Origin of the sequence: Streptomyces sp. NPDC058653 (assembly GCF_042716895.1) — a bacterium.
GTDB lineage: Bacteria > Actinomycetota > Actinomycetes > Streptomycetales > Streptomycetaceae > Streptomyces.
Map to the genome: position 1 here is coordinate 216691 of NZ_JBHXRM010000007.1, position 17072 is coordinate 233762.

Consider the following 17072-nt stretch of genomic DNA (forward strand, 5'->3'; position numbering starts at 1 on the left):
GGTCCGAGCCGTCGCGCACGTCACAGTAGGCGCAGTGCGAACCACAACTCCATGCGGGTGTCCGCCTCGTCGAGGTCCGTGTTCAGCAGGGTCGCGCAGCGGGTGATGCGTTGGCGCACCGTGTTGCGGTGGATCGACAGGGCCACCGCCGTGCGGTCCCAACTGCCGTGCAGGGAGAGCCAGGTGCGCAGGGTCTCCGTCAGGGCGGGGGAGTCGGCGATCGGGGAGAGCCGGGCGCGGGCGTGGGCCGCCGCCTCTTCAGGAGGGATGAGCGCCGTCAGGGCGCCGGGGCCGGGCGCGCGGTGCTGGACGAGGGGCGCGCGGGTGGCCTCCGCGTGGCGCAGGGCGCGCCCGGCCTGGGTGTCGGCCTCGGCCAGGCCGGCGGGGGCGACCGGCGCGCTGACTCCGAGCGTCCAGCCCGGCTGCGCGGTGACCGGGCGGTCGGTGAGGACACGCACGGTGGTGCCGTCCGACTCCGCCAGGGCGCTGCCCAGGGCCGCCGCCAGTGCCGACGGGGCGAAGGGCGTGTCACCGCCGTGGCCGTGCACGACGATCCAGGGGCCGGGGCCGAGCAGCGGCGCCGCGTCGGTGGGCGCGGCGCCCAGCAGGAGCCGTACGAGCGCCGCCGAGCGCGCCGCCTCCGCCGCGCCCTGGTGCTCCGCCGTGAGCAGCGACAGGAGGACGACGGCCATGCCCGTGACGGTGTGGTCCCCGGCCTCCCGGCCACCGGCGGCGACGCCGAGGACGAGGCCCCGGCCGCCGCTCAGCGCGTACGCGGCGAGACGCGCGCCCCGCGCGGCGTCGGTGGCCGTGCCGTGCGGCGGGTTCACCACCCGTGCCAGCCGGGCGAGCGCCGTACGGGAGCCCGGGGCCGGGTCCCGGCCCGTGCTGTGCAACTCCGCGCCGTCGGGGGCGAACAGGACCGCGCGACCGCCGAGGCGCCCGGCGAGCTGGCGCAGCACCGCCGGAACCGGGTCCGGGCGGGCGGCAGCGGCGGCGAGGCCCTGCTGGGCCTCGGTGACCCGGCGCAGCTCGCGGTGGCGCTCCTCGGCCATCAGCTGCCAGACCCCGCGCGCCACGGTGGTGAACGGGGTGCGCCGGGGGACCTCCAGCAACGGGAGCCCGTGCCGGTCGCACGCCTCGACCAGGCTGTCGGGGACCGTGTCGTACACCGGCGCCACCCCGAAGCCGAGCGCAGCCGCGCCCGCTTCGACGACCCTCCGTACATAGGTGTCGGCGTGCGCGTCGGTGAGCTGGACGCCCGCCGTCAGCAGCAGCTCACCGCCGAGCAGATACGGGTACGGGTCGGCCATCTCCGAGGTGTGCACCCAGTGGACGGCGACCGACTCGGCGGCTGCGGGGAGATCGCCGGGCAGCCCCGACAGCAGCCGCAGACCCAGCGCGCCGTCGGCGAGCAGCGCGGCCAGCGACACGGGCGGAGTGGGCGGAGCGGAAGGTTCCGGCATGGATGATCCATCCATCGACAGCGCGAAGAATGGATGAAACATACACTTCAGCGTTCCTTTCCGGCCACCTACCGTCGACTCCCACAGCACCGGACCCCCGGACTCGCCGGAAGCTTCGGAGTCGATCAGGAGGAAGCCCCATGGCCCTGGACTACGCGGTGATCGTCGTCTATCTCGCCGGCATGCTCGCCATGGGCTGGTGGGGCATGCGCCGTGCCAGGTCCAAGAGCGAGTTCCTCGTGGCGGGCCGGCGGCTCGGCCCCTGGATGTACTCCGGCACGATGGCCGCGATCGTCCTCGGCGGCGCCTCCACCATCGGCGGCGTGGGACTCGGCTACCAGTACGGCCTCTCCGGCGCCTGGATGGTCCTCACCATCGGCCTCGGGTTGCTGGCCCTCTCGGTGTTCTTCTCCGCCCGTATCGCCCGGCTGAAGGTGTACACCGTCTCCGAGATGCTCGACCTTCGGTACGGAGGACGCGCCGGCGTCATCTCCGGGCTGGTCATGTGGGCCTACACCCTGATGCTCGCGGTCACCTCGACCATCGCGTACGCCACGATCTTCGACGTCCTGTTCGATCTGCACCGCACCGTCGCGATCATCCTGGGCGGCGCGATCGTGGTGGCGTACTCGGCGCTCGGCGGCATGTGGTCGATCACGCTGACGGACATGGTGCAGTTCGTCGTGAAGACGATCGGGGTGCTGCTGCTCCTGCTGCCCATCGCGGTCGTCAAGGCCGGCGGCTTCGGGGAGATGAGGGCGAAGCTTCCCACGGAGTACTTCGACCCGCTGGGCATCGGCGGCGAGACGATCTTCACCTATGTGCTGATCTACACCTTCGGCATGCTGATCGGCCAGGACATCTGGCAGCGGGTGTTCACCGCGCGCAACGACACCACGGCCCGCTGGGGCGGCACCGTCGCCGGTACCTACTGTCTTCTCTACGCGATCGCCGGAGCCGTCATCGGCACCGCGGCCAAGGTCCTCTACCCCAAGCTGCCGAGCGCCGACGACGCGTTCGCCACCATCGTCAAGGACGAACTCCCGCCGGGCGTACGGGGACTGGTGCTGGCCGCCGCACTCGCCGCCGTGATGTCGACCTCCTCGGGCGCGCTGATCGCCTGCGCGACCGTCGCCAACAACGACATCTGGGCGCGGCTGCGGGAACTCCTCGGACAGCGCCGCGAGGGGCTGTCGAAGGACGCCGGGGAGCGGGACGAGGTCAAGGACAACCGCGCCTTCATCCTGGTCATGGGCGTGGCCGTGATCGGTGTCGCCATCGCGCTGAACGACGTCGTGGGGGCGCTGACCGTCGCGTACAACCTGCTCGTCGGCGGTCTGCTCGTGCCCATCCTCGGCGGCCTCCTCTGGAAGCGGGGCACCGTCCAGGGCGCGCTCGCCGCGATGGTCGTGGGCGGGCTGACCGTCATCGGCCTGATGGCCGCGCACGGCATCCTGGCCAACGAGCCCATCTACTACGGCCTCCTCGCCTCGCTGGCGGTCTACCTCGTCGTCAGCCTCCTGACGAAGCCGACGGACGAGGCCGTGCTCGCCGCCTGGCGCCGCCGCCTCGCGGGCGAGGGCCCCGAGGACACGAACGGCCCCGAGGACACGGGCGGCGGCGGGGACGCCTCCCGGCCCGGCTCCGTCCCGGCCGGAAGCCCGGCCGGAAGCCCGGCCGGAAGCCCGGCCGGAAGCCCGGGCTGAACCCGGCGCTCCGGGAGGGCGCCGCACCCGTTGTCAGTGGCCAGGGTCATGCTGGACACGTACACGCACCACGAGAGGGCCCGACAAGCATGAGCAGCGCAGCAGGACCTGAGAGCACCGGCGCCGGAGCGCGTACGGGCGGGGAGGGGGGCGGCCCCCGGGGGCCCGTCGACTCCTCACGCGTGCCCCGGTACGCCGGACCCGCCACCTTCGCCCGGCTGCCCAGGCTGGACGAGGTCGGGGCCGCCGATGTCGCCGTCGTCGGCGTCCCCTTCGACAGCGGGGTGTCCTACCGGCCCGGCGCCCGCTTCGGCGGGAACGCGATCCGCGAGGCGTCCCGGCTGCTGCGCCCGTACAACCCCGCCCAGGACGCGTCGCCGTTCGCGCTCGCGCAGGTCGCCGACGCCGGTGACATCGCGGCCAACCCGTTCGACATCAACGAGGCCGTCGACACGATCGAGGCGGCCGCCGACGACCTGCTGGGAACGGGCGCGCGCCTGATGACCCTCGGCGGCGACCACACCATCGCGCTCCCGCTGCTGCGCTCGGTCGCCAAGAGGCACGGCCCGGTCGCGCTGCTCCACTTCGACGCGCACCTGGACACCTGGGACACCTACTTCGGCGCCGAGTACACCCACGGCACGCCGTTCCGCAGAGCCGTCGAGGAAGGAATCCTCGACACGGAGGCGCTGTCGCACGTCGGCACACGCGGCCCTCTCTACGGCAGGAAGGACCTGGACGACGACCACCGGATGGGCTTCGGCATCGTCACCTCCGCCGACGTCATGCGGCGCGGGGTCGACGAGGTCGCCGACCAGCTGCGGCAGCGTATCGGGGACCGCCCGCTGTACATCTCGATCGACATCGACGTGCTCGACCCGGCCCACGCGCCCGGTACCGGCACCCCCGAGGCCGGCGGGCTCACCTCCCGCGAACTCCTGGAGATCCTCCGCGGCCTGGCCTCCTGCCACCTGGTCTCGGCGGACGTGGTCGAGGTCGCCCCCGCGTACGACCACGCGGAGATCACTTCCGTCGCCGCCTCGCACACGGCGTACGAGCTGACCACGATCATGTCCCGGCAGATCTCGGAGGTCCGCGCGAAGTGACCCACGACCACCACCACGAGATCCCCCGCTACACCCCCGAGCAGACCGCGCGGGCGCTGAACCCGCCCGCCGGGCGCACCGGCGGCGACCTCGTCGTCGAGACGCTGCACGGCCTCGGCGCCACCACCGTCTTCGGTCTGCCGGGCCAGCACGCCCTCGGCATGTTCGACGCGCTGCGCCGGTCCGACCTGGCGTACGTCGGGCTGCGCGTGGAGAACAACGCCGGATTCGCCGCCGACGCCTACGGCCGCGTCACCGGCGAGGTCGCGCCCCTGCTGCTCTCCACCGGGCCGGGCGCGCTCACCTCGCTCGCAGCCCTCCAGGAGGCCGCCGCGGGGTCCTCGCCCGTCCTCGCGATCTCCAGCCAGATCCCGTCGGCGGGCCTCGGCGGCGGCCGGCACGGCTATCTGCACGAACTGCGCGACCAGCAGGCCTCGTTCCGCGACATCGTCAAATCCGTCCATCTCGTCCGTACGCCCTCCCAGATCCCGTCCGCGATCGCCACGGCCTGGGAGTCCGCGCTCACCGCGCCGCACGGACCCGTCTGGGTCGAGATCCCGCAGGACGTCCTCCTCAAGGAGACGACGCTGCCGCTCGTCACCGCCGTCGACGCCACCCCGCGCGAACTGCTGCCGCGCCCGGAGCTGATCGCCGTCGCGGCACACGCCCTCTCGCACGCCGAGCGCCCCGTGATCATCGCCGGGGGCGGAGTCGTACGGGCCGACGCGGCCGGCAAGCTGCGGAGCCTCGCCGAGAAGCTGGCCGCTCCCGTCGTCACCACCTTCGGAGGGAAGGGCGCCTTCCCCTGGGAGCACCCCCTGTCGCTCCAGTCCTGGCTGGAGGACCGGCACACCACCGACTTCCTGGAAGACGCCGACGTCGTCCTGGTCGTCGGCTCCGGGCTCGGCGAGCTGTCCTCCAACTACCACACGTTCCGCCCGCGCGGCCGGGTGATCCAGATCGAGGCCGACCTCGGCAAGCTGGAGGCCAACCTCCCCGCGCTCGGCATCCACGCCGACGCGCGCGAGGCGCTCTCCGCGCTCCTGGAGTCCGTGACCCCCCGGAGCGACCCGGCCGCCGCCGAGTCCGCGCGGGAGGCCGTCCGTACGGTGCTGGCAAAGGTACGCGCGCGGATCGGCGCCCAGGACCTGGAGTTGGAGCAGCGGGTGCTCGCCGCCGTCCGGGACGCGCTGCCCGCCGCCTCGCCCAGCTTCTGGGACATGACGATCCTCGCCTACTGGGCCTGGTCCGCCTGGCCCGGCGCGATGCACTCCGGCCAGGGGGCCGGCGGCCTCGGCTACGGCTACCCGGCGGCCCTCGGAGCGGCGGCGGCGGACCGTACGAAGCCCGTGCTCGCGGTCTCCGGCGACGGCGGCGCCATGTACTCGATCGCCGAGCTGGCCACGGCCCGGCAGTACGACCTCCCCGTCACCTGGCTGATCGTGGACGACGGCGGCTACGGCATCCTCCGCGAGTACATGACGGACGCCTACGGCGAGACCACCGGCACCGAGCTGGCCCGCCCGGACTTCGTCGCGCTCGCCGAGTCCTTCGGGGTGCCCGCGGTCCGCACGAGCCCCGAGGCGCTGCGGGAGGACCTGTCGAAGGCGCTGGCGGCCCCCGGCCCGTCGGTGGTGGTGCTCCCGGCGCTCCTGAGACTGTTCGCCCCGACGCACCTGTCACCCGGATAGCCCCGGCACGCACAGTCACCACACGTACTACGTCTGAGGACCTGGTCCCTCCGGCGCGCGCCTCGGTCCAGCGACGGGTATGTGTTGCCGCGGGATGAAATCCGCACGTGGGCGCGTTGATGCCTTCCGGCAGGGGGTCCACGGGGGACGCCCGCGTACCGACAAGCGGCAGGGCAGACGGAGGGCGGCAGACAGTGGCGGCGGAGCGAACAGACCCCGAGCGCGAAAGGCCGGGCGGAGGCCCGGCCGGAGTGAACGAGGCCGGCGCGGGCAACGCGGTCGCGAGCGGGACAGAGGCGGGCGGAGCGGGAGTGGGCAAGGCCCTGGACAGCGCATCGGTGAAGCCGGGAAAGCCCGGGGGGCCTGGACAGCCCGGGGAGTCCGGGGACGGCAAGGGCGGCTGGGCCCGGCGTCTGATCGGCTACGCCTGGCGCTACCGGCGCAACGTGATCCTCGCCCTCGGCTCCTCCCTCGCCGGCATGGCCGTCATGGCTCTCGTCCCGCTGATCACCAAGGTCGTCATCGACGACGTCATAGGCACCGGCACCCGGTCCATCGCCGTCTGGACCGGCCTGCTGATAGCCGCGGCCGTCGTGATCTACGTCATGACCTACATCCGCCGCTACTACGGCGGACGCCTCGCCCTCGACGTCCAGCACGACCTCCGTACGGAGATGTACGGCACCATCGCCCGGCTCGACGGCCGCCGCCAGGACGAACTCTCCACCGGACAGGTCGTCGGCCGCGCCACCAGCGACCTCCAGCTGATCCAGGGCCTGCTCTTCATGCTGCCGATGACCATCGGCAACGTCCTGCTCTTCCTCATCTCCCTCGTGATCATGGCGTGGCTCTCGCTGCCCCTGACCCTCGTCGCCCTCGGCGTCGCCCCCGCCCTCTGGTACATCGCCCGCCGCAGCCGCACCCGGCTGCACCCCGCCACCTGGTACGCCCAGTCGCAGGCCGCGACCGTCGCGGGGGTCGTCGACGGATCGGTCTCCGGCGTACGCGTCGTCAAGGGCTTCGGCCAGGAGGACCAGGAGACCGGCAAGCTGCGCGCGGCGGGCCGCAAGCTCTTCGCGGGCCGGCTGCGCACGATCAAGCTCAACTCCCGCTACACCCCCGCCCTCCAGGCCGTGCCGGCCCTCGGGCAGGTCGCCATGCTCGCGCTCGGCGGCTGGCTCGCCACCCGGGGCGAGATCACCCTCGGCACGTTCGTGGCCTTCTCCACCTACCTCGCCCAGCTCGTCGGCCCCGTCCGCATGCTCGCGATGGTCCTGACCGTCGGCCAGCAGGCCCGCGCCGGCGTCGAGCGGGTCCTCGAACTCATCGACACCGAGCCGTCGATCCAGGACGGCACCAAGGAGCTGCCCGCCGACGCGGAGGCGTCCGTCGAGTTCGACGACGTGACGTTCTCCTACGAAGACGGCCGCACCGTCCTTGAGGGCTTCTCGCTGGAGATCCGCCCCGGCGAGACCGTCGCCGTCGTCGGCTCGTCCGGCAGCGGCAAGTCCACCGTCTCGCTGCTACTGCCGCGCTTCTACGACGTGACGCACGGCGCCGTCCTCGTCGGCGGCCACGACGTACGCGAACTGACCACCGAATCGCTGCGCGCCGCCATCGGGCTCGTACCGGAGGACAGCTTCCTCTTCTCCGACACCGTCCGCGCCAACATCGCCTACGGCAAGCCCGACGCCACCGACGAGGAGATCGAGCGCGCCGTCCGCGCCGCCCAGGCCGACCGGTTCATCGCCGAACTGCCCGCCGGCTACGACACCACCGTCGGCGAGCAGGGCCTGACCCTCTCCGGCGGTCAGCGCCAGCGCATCGCCCTGGCCCGCGCGATCCTCACCGACCCCCGTCTGCTGCTCCTGGACGACGCCACCTCCGCCGTCGACGCCCGCGTCGAGCACGAGATCCACGAGGCGCTGCGCTCGGTGATGGCAGGCCGTACGACGCTGCTCATCGCCCACCGACGCTCCACCCTCGGCCTCGCCGACCGTATCGCCGTGCTCGACGACGGGCGGCTCGCTGACATCGGCACCCATGAGGAACTCCAGGAACGGTCCGCCCTCTACCGGCGGCTGCTCACCGACCCCGACGAGCTCGGCGGCGTCTCCCCGGGCCATGTCCCGGCCCTCGTCGGCGGTACGGCGGCGGAGGACGACCGCACCGTCCAGGAGGAGATGGACGCCGAGTTCGACGCCGAACGCGGCATCACCCCCACCCTGTGGGAGCGCCAGGAGACGCCCGCCGAGGAGTCGGCCGCGCCCGGCGCGACACCCGAACTGCTCGCGCAGGTCGAGGCGTTGCCCCCGGCCACCGACGTCCCCTCGATCGACGAGGCCCGCGCGGTCGCCTCCGAGTCCTCCTACGGACTGCGCCGGCTGCTGCGCGGCTTCGGACTGCCGCTGGCGGCCAGCCTGGCCATGGTCGCCGTCGACGCCGGCGCGGGCCTGCTGCTGCCCGTCCTGATCAGACACGGCATCGACGAGGGCGTGGAACAGCTCGCGCTCGGCGCGGTGTGGGTGGCGTCCCTGCTCGGCCTGCTCGTCGTCCTGGTCCAGTGGACCGCCCAGATCGGCGAGACGCGGATGACGGGCCGCACCGGCGAACGGGTCCTGTACTCACTGCGCCTGAAGATCTTCGCGCAGCTCCAACGGCTCGGACTCGACTACTACGAGCGCGAGTTGACCGGCCGCATCATGACCCGGATGACGACGGACGTGGACGCGCTGTCCACCTTCCTCCAGACGGGGCTCGTCACCGCCTTCGTCTCCGTCGTCACCTTCTTCGGCATCCTTGTCGTGCTCCTGGTCATCGACGTGGAGCTGGCGCTGGTGGTCTTCGCGACCCTGCCCGTGCTGATCGTCGGGACGGTCTTCTTCCGGCGCAAGAGCGTCAAGGCGTACGAGCTGGCGCGCGAGCGGATCAGCGTCGTCAACGCCGACCTCCAGGAGTCCGTGTCCGGGCTGCGCATCGTCCAGGCCTTCGGGCGCGAGAAGGACGGCGCGCGGCGGTTCGCGGACCGCAGCGACCACTACCGGCAGGCGCGGGTGCGGGGCCAGTGGCTGATCTCCGTCTACTTCCCCTTCGTCCAGCTGCTGTCGTCGGTGGCCGCGGCGGCGGTGCTGATCGTGGGCGCGGCCCGGGTGGAGTCGGGGACACTGACGACCGGCGCGCTCGTCGCGTACCTGCTCTACATCGAGCTGTTCTTCGCGCCCGTGCAGCAGCTGTCGCAGGTCTTCGACGGCTACCAGCAGGCCGCCGTCTCGCTGGGCCGCATCCAGGAACTGCTGCGCGAGCCGACCTCCACAGAGGAGGCGAGGAAGCCGCTCGCCGTGGAGTCGCTGCGGGGCGAGATCGCCTTCGAGGACGTGCACTTCGCGTACGGCACGCTGGAGCGCGGCCTGGCGGAGGGCGGCGGCGCCGGCGACCCGGACGAGTCCGTCGTACTGTCCAAGGCCCCCGTCCAGGAGGAGACCGCCCTCATGGGCATAGACCTCCGTATACCGGCGGGTCAGACGGTCGCCTTCGTCGGCGAGACGGGCGCGGGCAAGTCCACGCTGGTCAAGCTCGTCGCCCGCTTCTACGACCCGACGTCCGGCCGTGTCACGGCGGACGGCACCGACCTGCGCGACCTGGACATGACCGCCTACCGGCACCGGCTGGGCGTCGTACCGCAGGAGGCGTACCTCTTCGCCGGGACGGTGCGCGACGCCATCGCGTACGGGCGTCCCGGGGCGACGGACGCCGAGGTGGAGGCGGCGGCCCGCGCGGTCGGCGCGCACGAGATGATCGCGACCCTGGACGGCGGCTACTTGCACGAGGTCGCCGAGCGGGGCCGTAATCTCTCCGCCGGTCAGCGGCAGTTGATCGCGCTGGCCCGTGCCGAGCTGGTCGACCCGGACGTACTGCTCCTGGACGAGGCGACCGCCGCGCTCGACCTCGCCTCCGAGGCGCTGGTCAACCAGGCGACGGACCGGCTGTCGGGGCGGCGGACGACGCTGGTCGTGGCGCACCGGCTGACGACGGCCGCGCGCGCGGACCGGGTGGTCGTGCTGGACCACGGTCGGGTCGTGGAGGACGGTACGCACGCGGAACTGCTCGTGCGGGACGGCGTGTACGCGCGGCTGTGGCGCAGCTTCATCGGCGAGACGGAGCCCGGTGCGGAGGCGCAGGAGGAGACCGCCACCGTCGCGGGGGCGTGACGGGGGGCGGTCCGCGCGGGCTCACCAGTGGAGGGTGGGCTCGCCGTCCGCGTCGAGCGTCTCCGCCAGCAGGTCGGCGTAGTGGCGCAGGTCCTCGTGCCAGCCGACGAAGGACGCGAAGTCCCGCATATGGACGGCGAGTCGGAGGGTGGCCGCGCGGGCGGTGCCCGGTGGCAGTGCCGGGCCGAGGTCTTCCGGACTCTCCTCCGTATGGAGGTAGCCGGCGAGCAGGGCACGCGCCGCCGCCGGATAGTCCACGGGCGGGCCCTGGCCGGCGGCGCCGAGCCCGCGCGTGGCGGCGGAGCGCAGCTCGTGCAGCTCCCCGAGGATCCAGCCGAGGTCGAGCGCCGGGTCGCCGCCGGTGACCTCCTCGCCGGTGAGCAGGACGCTGTGGTCACCGGCAGGGGAGGGGACCAGCCACCCGGTGCTGGGGGCGCCGTGCAGCAGGACCACACCTCCCCTGCCGGGTGGTTGTCGGGCGGCCTCGGCCCAGTCCCCCAGCCGTTCCCACAGCCGCGCCCCAAGCCGCCCACGGGCAAGGGCCCACAACTGGCCGCCGGGGCCTGGGTCGCACGGGCCTCGGTCCGGCGGACCGAGCCGCCCACGGCCGCGCTCCCGCGAGGCGGGGTCACGCGGGTCGGCGTCCCGCGAGCCTGAGCCCGCCGGGTCGGCGCCAAGCGCATCCGCGCCCTGCGGGCCGGGCCTCCGCGAGCCTTGGTCCGGCGAACGGGGGTCCCGCAGGCCGCGTCCCCGCGGGTCGGCCTCCCGCAGGTCGGAGCCCGGTGAGTCGGAGGCCCCGTCCCGTCCCCCGATCCAGGTCAGAAGGCGTCGAACGCCGTGGTGCGGTGGTGCGGGGGCGCTGAAATTCCAGGGGACATCGTGCAGTTGGCGCAGTGTCCGGCCCATGTCCGTCAGCGCTCGTACCGAGAGCCGGTAGCCCGTGTCGTCTCCGGAGGGCAGCAGGCGGGCCACCGACATGGCGCCCGGCACGCGGTAGACCATGCCGCCCCGTTCGCCCCCGGGCCCCGTCGCCCACTCCCCGAGTGCGAGCCGGGCGCCGAACGCCGTGTCGGCCGCCCGGCGCAGGGCGGCGGCGACTTCGGGCGAGGGAGAAGTCTGCGGCCGGTCATGGGCCGGCCCCGGGACGCGCAGCCAGCTGAAGCGGCCCTCGCCGTGGTACCGCACGCTGATCCGCAGGTACCGGGTGCCGTACTCGCGCACGGTCACCGATCCGGCGGTCCCCGCAGGCCGTACCGCTGCGGGGACCGCCGCCCGGTCGCCCACGGCGTGCGCGGCTCCGGCCGCGTCCGAGGCGCCCGGGGGTTCAGCCACGGCCGTCCCGCCGCCTGACCGCGTCCACGATCTCCCGCGCGTCCTTCAGCGCGGCGTCCTGGCCCTCGGTGAAGAGGACTCCGCCGCAGTTGAGGATCACCTCGTCCACCCCGGCGTCGCGGTACTCGCCGAGCACGCCCGCGATGTGGTCGGCGCTCCCGTACACGTACGTCCCGCTGTCCACCAGCGCGACGGCGCCCGCCCTCGGGTCGGCCGGGTCGGCCGCGACACCGGCCCGGCGCAGCATGTCCGTGTAGTGGTCGGCGGAGAGATGCCCGGACGCAGCGGTGTGCGCGAGGACGTACGGGTCCCGCTTCGGGCGGTCCACCGCGACATGGACGACGGTCGCGACCCGGCACCGGGTGTCCCTTTCCTTGGCGCCCTCGTCCAGCGCGGGGATCAGGGTCTCGGCGACATAACCGGGTGGCGTCATCCAGGTGATGGCGACATCGGCGACACCGCCCGCGGTGCGCGCCATGTTGGGGCGCAGCACACCCACCCCGACCTCCACCCGCGCGTGTTCCATCGGCATCAGGCGCCCGCGCAGCGCGTGGTAGTCACCGGCGTGGTCGACGATCTCGCCGTCCAGCAGGGAGCGGACGGTGCGGAGGTACTCCGCCGCCATCGTGCGGGGGCTGTCGTACGGCCGCCCGTTGAGACTCCGTACGAAGGCCGGCGCGCCGACGCCGTAGCCGGCGACCACCGGGTGACCCGTCGTCAGGGCCAGCGAACGGGCCTGGAGGGCGGCCTCGTACGGATGGCGCAGCGGCATCAGGGTCACGCTGGTGCCCACCGGGACACGTACCCCGGCACCGGCGAGATGCGCGAACACCTGGTGCGTCTCCACCTTGAGCGACTGGCCCATCCACACGCGGCGTGCGTCGCCGTCGCGTACCAGCTCGGCGTAGGGACGTACGGTCTCGGTGCTGTCCGGCATGCTCGGTACGAGGATGCCCGGCAGCGTGGACCGGTCGGAGGCGTCGGTGGTCACGAGGCAGCACACCTTCCCTGGTAGCTGTGACGGTTGCTCTGGCAGTGCCTGTTGCTGACTGTATCTGTTGTCATTCCTTGACGGAATGTTGTGTTTCCCTTACCTTCTAGCTATGAGCCCAGTGAGCCATCGCGAGGGATCGCCGATCTACAACCAGCTGAGAGTCCTGCGCGCCGAGCGCGGTCTCAGCAGGGTCGCGCTCGCCAACTCGGTCGAGGTGCACCCGCAGACCATCGGTGCCATCGAACGGGGTGACTACTTCCCGAGTCTCGATCTGGCGTTCCGGCTCAGTGATGTGTTCGGCCTTCCGGTCGAGGCGATCTTCAGTCGCAAGCCCTTCGTCCCGCTCTCCGCGCAGCTGTACAACAAGGAGGAACGCCCGTGACCCCGCAACCAAGTTCCGACGAGACGACGACGGTGGCCGGCGGGCCCTTGCGCCCGATGGCGATCGGGCTCTGCGTGCTCAGCGCCGCGATGGTGGTGCTGTCGCAGATCTCCGACGGCAACGCGTTCTCCGACTCCTGGTGGCTCGTGGCCTTCGTCGTCTGGCTGATGCTCTGGGGCCTGCTGCGTTCGATGACCCGCGGCCTCGGTGAACGGCCGGTGGCCGGCCTGGACGAACGAGAGCAGGGCGTGCGCAACAGGGTCGCCTTCATCGGGTACCAGTGCGCGGTCGGCGCCGGCATGGTCGTCGTCCTGGTCATGGTCTCCTTCCAGAACGAACCGGATGTCATCGAGCGGATCCCCGCGCTGCTCACCACGTTGATGCTGACCTCCGCGGCCCTGCCCTCGATCCTGCTGGGACTGTCCGGCATCGACGGTGAGGACGGCGAGAGCTTCCGGGACGAGCGCGACGGGTAAAACGATGAGGCGGGTGCCCACCGATTGCGGCGGTGGGCACCCGCCCTGTTTCTCGTTCGTCCTGCTCGTCCTGCTCGTCCGCTCCTGCTCAGCCGGTCAGGCGGTTCAGCAGGAGTGGTCGAAGGTGTTGTCGATCGACACGGCCGAGATGGCGGACGCGGCGGAGATGCACGCGGCCGACGAGGTGACCGTGACGGTGATCGTGGCGCCGGGGGCGTCGACCGCGGGGACGAGCTCGTCGGCGTCGGCGTAGCTGGTGTAGCCGCTGATCAGGGACTGGGTGTTCATGGCAACTCCCTTTTGTGATGCGGATGAACGTGGCTTCTCGGCGATTGCCGAGGGTCGAGCGGTGGTGCGGTGGTGCGGTGGTGCAGTGGTGCGGCTACGCGGTTCAGCAGGAGTGGTCGAAGGTGTTGTCGATCGACACGGCCGAGATGGCGGACGCCGCGGAGATGCACGCCTGCGACGAGGTCACCGTGATGGTGATGGTGCCGCCGGGGGCGTCGACCGCGGGGACGAGCTCGTCGGCGTCGGCGTAGCTGGTGTAGCCGCTGATCAGGGACTGGGTGTTCATGGCAACTCCCTTGGACTTCTCGAATGAACCTTGCGCCTGAACCGTGCACCGGATCGGCAATTGGGGAATCACGTTCTCCGGCCGTGCCAGCACCATTCCGCCAGCGGTGCCGCGCTGGCAATGGGGTTGACCGCTTTCGGACACTGGCCGCTTTCGGTCAACGGGCCCCGTTGGCGGTGTAGTTGACCACGTCTATGCTCGCCTGGATGACCCGAAATCAGATGCGCCGCATGGTATTGGACAACGGTCTGCGGGTGCTGCTCGCACCCAATCCGACGGGCGCGTCAATCGGTATGGCGGTGCACTACGGAGTGGGTTTCCGCACCGAGCCCAAGGGGCACACGGGCCTGGCCCATCTCTTCGAACATCTCATGATCCAGGGCGGCTCCCGGAGCGCCCCCGATGGATACCTGCCCCAGGTACAGCGGGCGGGCGGCCTCGGTGACGCGAAGACACGGCAGGACGTGACGGTCTATTACGCCGCCGCTCCCGCCTCCGCGTTGGAAATGCTGCTCGATCTTGAAGCGGATCGAATGCGTTCACCGCTCATTTCTTCGCAGAATCTACGCACGCAGACCGCGGTGATTGACGAAGAAATACGTCTCATGGTCCGCAATCGGCCTTACGGCGCATTTCCCTGGGTAATACCGCGTGCCCTGCACAGTCGGCCCGAGAACACCCGGGACGGATATGGCGAGACCGTCGATCTGGCGGCCATCGACATCCCGCTGTGCGAACGGTTTTTCGTCGACCACTACGGTCCCGGCAACGCCCTGGTGACCTTGACCGGCGCCTTTGAACCCGCCGAGGCGGAGCGCCTCGTACGCCGGCATTTCGACCCCCTGCCCGGCCGTCCCGTGGCCCCCGCTCCGGACGGGGCGGAGCCGGAGCCGGACGAGGACAGACATCTGTCGGTCACCGACCCGCACGCCGGGCTGCCTGCGGTGGCGATCGGCTACCGGATGCCGGACCCCGTGACCGAACGCGCCGACTATCTCGCGCATGTGGTGCTGGCGGCGCTGCTGGGCCAGGGCCGGCACGCGTTGCTGCGTCGCGGGCCGGCCGCGCCGACCGGGGTGGCGAGCCTCTCGGTGGGCTGCGGGCTGTTCGGGCTGCCCCTGGACACGACGGGGCCCGATCTGCTGACGCTGTTCGCGGTGTACGGGGGAGGAGAGTCAGGGTCCGGCGGTGCGCGGGAGGGGGCGGTGGCCGGTGGCGTGACCGACGCGCTGGACGCCGCGCTGACGGCTCTGGCGCAGAACGAGGTGGAGCCGGGGCTGTTGCGCGCCACCGCCGCCCGCTGGGCGGCGGGCGCGCTGCGCGAACTGGGTGATCCGAGCACCCGGGCGCAGCTTCTCGGCCAGCGCGAAATGCTCTTCGGGGAGGCGGAGCTGACCGAGCGGCTGCCCGAGTTGATACGGACCGGGGTGACCGGTGACCAGGTGAGCCGGGCCGCCGCCCGGCTGCGTGCGTCGCACCGGGCGGTCGTACGGTTCGTACCGGGTACGGGCGCTGCGGCGACAACCCCGGCCGGGGCCGCGACGGCTCCCGGAAAGGCGGTGGCGGCATGAGCGGCGCGGGCGCCAACGCGCCGGGGACGTACAGTTCGGGCGCCGACTCGCAGGGCACGTACGGCTCGGGCGCGAACCCGTCGGGTACGAAGGCCTCCGGCGCGTACGGCTCGGGCGCGTACGGCGAACCGCGGTTGCCGCTGCCCGACCTCGACACCACCCTCCCCAACGGGCTCCGGGTGGTGCTCTGTTCGGCCCCCGTCGTCCCCCTCGTCGAGATCCGGCTCACCGTCCCGTACGCAGCCACGGGACCCGGCGAGGTCGCGCTGCGCCAACTACTCGCCGGCATCCTGCTGCAAGGCACCACGCACCGCGACGCCGACGCCTTCGACACGGCCCTCGCCACGCACGGCGCCGCACTCGACGCGGGCGCCGACGCGCGACGGTTCACCGTCACCGGCCACACGCTCGCCGACTCCCTGCCCGCCGTCCTGGCCCTGCTCGCCGAGACCGTGCTCGGCCCCCGGCTGACCGAGGACGTCGTCGCCCCCGAACGGACCAGGCTGGCACGCCGTATCGAGCTCTCCTCGCACCAGCCCGCGGCCGTCGCGCAACAGGCGCTGCTGCGCCGACGGTACGGCGAGGAGTTCGCCGCCCGACTCCGGCCGGCGCCCCAACTGGCCGCCGCCTGCACACCGGAGGACCTGGGCGAGTTGCACGCCCGCCAACTGGGCGCGGACGGCGCGGTGCTCGTCCTCGTCGGTGACCTGCGGCCCGACGACGCCCTCGCGGCGGTCGGTGAGGCGTTCGGGGCGTGGCACCGGGGCGAGGCGGACGACGTACCCCAGCAGCCGCCGTTCCTCGGCGGACCGCCCCTGTGGGTGGACCGGCCGGGCGCCGTGCAGAGCATGATCCGGCTGGCCACCCCGGCCCTGCCGCGTACCGATCCGGGCTATCCGGCCCTGCATCTGGCCCAGTTGGTCTTCGGCGGGTCTTTCGCCTCCCGGCTGGTCGCGCATCTGCGCGAGGAGAAGGGGTACGCGTACCAGCTCGGTTCCGGCATGGAGTCCGTACCGGGCGCGTCGACGCTGATGATCGAGGCGGACACCGCCGCCGAGCACACGGTGGCGGCGCTCGCGGTGATCCGGGACGAACTGGCGCGGATGGCGGCCGAACCGCCGTCGGAGCGGGAGGTCGACGCGGCCAGGAGCTATGCGATCGGCTCCATCGCCACGGCGATGTCCTCCCCGGCCTCCCTCGCCTCCGGCCTCTCGAATCTGCTGCACATCGGCGTCGGGACGGACTGGCTGCACGGGTGGGGGTCGTTGCTGAACGGGGTGACGTACGAGGCCGTGACGGACGCGGCCCGGCGGTTCTTCCGGCCCACCGCCTTCACGGGGGTGGTCCTCGCCGACGAGTCGGCCGTCGCCCCGCTGCGGCGCGACGGGACCGGGGCCGAACTCGACTTCTGACGGGCCCGGTTGCTCAGGCCCCAGTTGCTCAGGCCCCAGTTGCTCAGGCCCCAGTTGTGAGGGAGCCCAGTTGTGAGGGAGCCCAGTTGTGAGGCTGTATCTTATACACAACTTACTCTGCAGACGTATATATTAGTGAAGATCGAGGTGGTCG

Annotated in this window: 13 protein-coding genes; 8 read left to right on the forward strand and 5 right to left on the reverse strand. The window is 72.2% G+C overall.

What is annotated here, in order from left to right:
- Positions 1-20: 20 nt before the first annotated feature.
- Positions 21-1466 (reverse strand): PucR family transcriptional regulator, encoded by a 1446-nt coding sequence (locus ACFWU9_RS09265; RefSeq protein WP_384315922.1) that lies wholly within the window; start codon positions 1464-1466, stop codon positions 21-23.
- 140 nt (positions 1467-1606) lie between these two features.
- On the opposite strand from ACFWU9_RS09265, the gene ACFWU9_RS09270 reads away from it, so the two are divergent.
- The 4 genes from ACFWU9_RS09270 to ACFWU9_RS09285 all read left to right on the forward strand — a co-directional run bounded on the left by ACFWU9_RS09270 (position 1607) and on the right by ACFWU9_RS09285 (position 10177).
- The gene (locus tag ACFWU9_RS09270) at positions 1607-3172 is read left to right on the forward strand and encodes a sodium:solute symporter (RefSeq protein WP_384315924.1); all 1566 of its coding nucleotides are present in this window, start codon (positions 1607-1609) and stop codon (positions 3170-3172) included.
- A gap of 89 nt (positions 3173-3261) precedes the next feature.
- Entirely contained in the window at positions 3262-4278 is a 1017-nt protein-coding gene (gene speB / locus ACFWU9_RS09275) for an agmatinase (RefSeq protein WP_384315926.1), read from the forward strand.
- Positions 4275-5969: a thiamine pyrophosphate-binding protein gene (locus ACFWU9_RS09280; RefSeq protein WP_384315928.1), complete on the forward strand. Its 1695-nt coding sequence runs from the start codon at positions 4275-4277 to the stop codon at positions 5967-5969. The genes speB and ACFWU9_RS09280 overlap by 4 nt, the downstream gene beginning before the upstream one ends.
- A gap of 338 nt (positions 5970-6307) precedes the next feature.
- Entirely contained in the window at positions 6308-10177 is a 3870-nt protein-coding gene (locus ACFWU9_RS09285) for an ABC transporter ATP-binding protein (RefSeq protein WP_384315970.1), read from the forward strand.
- Positions 10178-10198: 21 nt separating this feature from the next.
- Here the strand turns inward: ACFWU9_RS09285 and ACFWU9_RS09290 are convergent, their stop codons facing one another.
- Both ACFWU9_RS09290 and ACFWU9_RS09295 read right to left on the reverse strand, forming a co-directional pair.
- Entirely contained in the window at positions 10199-11509 is a 1311-nt protein-coding gene (locus ACFWU9_RS09290) for a hypothetical protein (RefSeq protein WP_384315930.1), read from the reverse strand.
- Positions 11502-12500, reverse strand: a complete 999-nt coding sequence (locus ACFWU9_RS09295) for an LLM class flavin-dependent oxidoreductase (protein ID WP_384315932.1) — start codon at positions 12498-12500, stop codon at positions 11502-11504. The genes ACFWU9_RS09290 and ACFWU9_RS09295 overlap by 8 nt, the downstream gene beginning before the upstream one ends.
- Positions 12501-12612: 112 nt before the next feature.
- On the opposite strand from ACFWU9_RS09295, the gene ACFWU9_RS09300 reads away from it, so the two are divergent.
- Positions 12613-12885: a helix-turn-helix transcriptional regulator gene (locus ACFWU9_RS09300; protein WP_189107025.1), complete on the forward strand. Its 273-nt coding sequence runs from the start codon at positions 12613-12615 to the stop codon at positions 12883-12885.
- A complete protein-coding gene (locus ACFWU9_RS09305) occupies positions 12882-13361 on the forward strand; it encodes a hypothetical protein (RefSeq protein ID WP_384315934.1) in 480 nt (159 codons plus the stop codon). The genes ACFWU9_RS09300 and ACFWU9_RS09305 overlap by 4 nt, the downstream gene beginning before the upstream one ends.
- 105 nt (positions 13362-13466) lie before the next feature.
- Here the strand turns inward: ACFWU9_RS09305 and ACFWU9_RS09310 are convergent, their stop codons facing one another.
- Both ACFWU9_RS09310 and ACFWU9_RS09315 read right to left on the reverse strand, forming a co-directional pair.
- On the reverse strand, positions 13467-13649 hold the full coding sequence (locus ACFWU9_RS09310; RefSeq protein WP_384315936.1) for an LxmA leader domain family RiPP: 183 nt from the start codon (positions 13647-13649) through the stop codon (positions 13467-13469).
- Between the two features lie 103 nt (positions 13650-13752).
- Positions 13753-13935 carry an LxmA leader domain family RiPP gene (locus ACFWU9_RS09315; RefSeq protein ID WP_329387442.1) on the reverse strand — a complete coding sequence of 61 codons (183 nt, stop codon included), beginning with the start codon at positions 13933-13935 and terminating at the stop codon, positions 13753-13755.
- Positions 13936-14141: 206 nt separating this feature from the next.
- Here ACFWU9_RS09315 and ACFWU9_RS09320 point away from each other — a divergent pair, with 206 nt between their 5' ends.
- Both ACFWU9_RS09320 and ACFWU9_RS09325 read left to right on the forward strand, forming a co-directional pair.
- On the forward strand, positions 14142-15506 hold the full coding sequence (locus ACFWU9_RS09320) for a M16 family metallopeptidase (protein WP_384315938.1): 1365 nt from the start codon (positions 14142-14144) through the stop codon (positions 15504-15506).
- Positions 15503-16918, forward strand: coding sequence for a M16 family metallopeptidase (locus ACFWU9_RS09325; protein ID WP_384315940.1), 1416 nt, complete (start codon positions 15503-15505; stop codon positions 16916-16918). The genes ACFWU9_RS09320 and ACFWU9_RS09325 overlap by 4 nt, the downstream gene beginning before the upstream one ends.
- Positions 16919-17072: the final 154 nt, after the last annotated feature.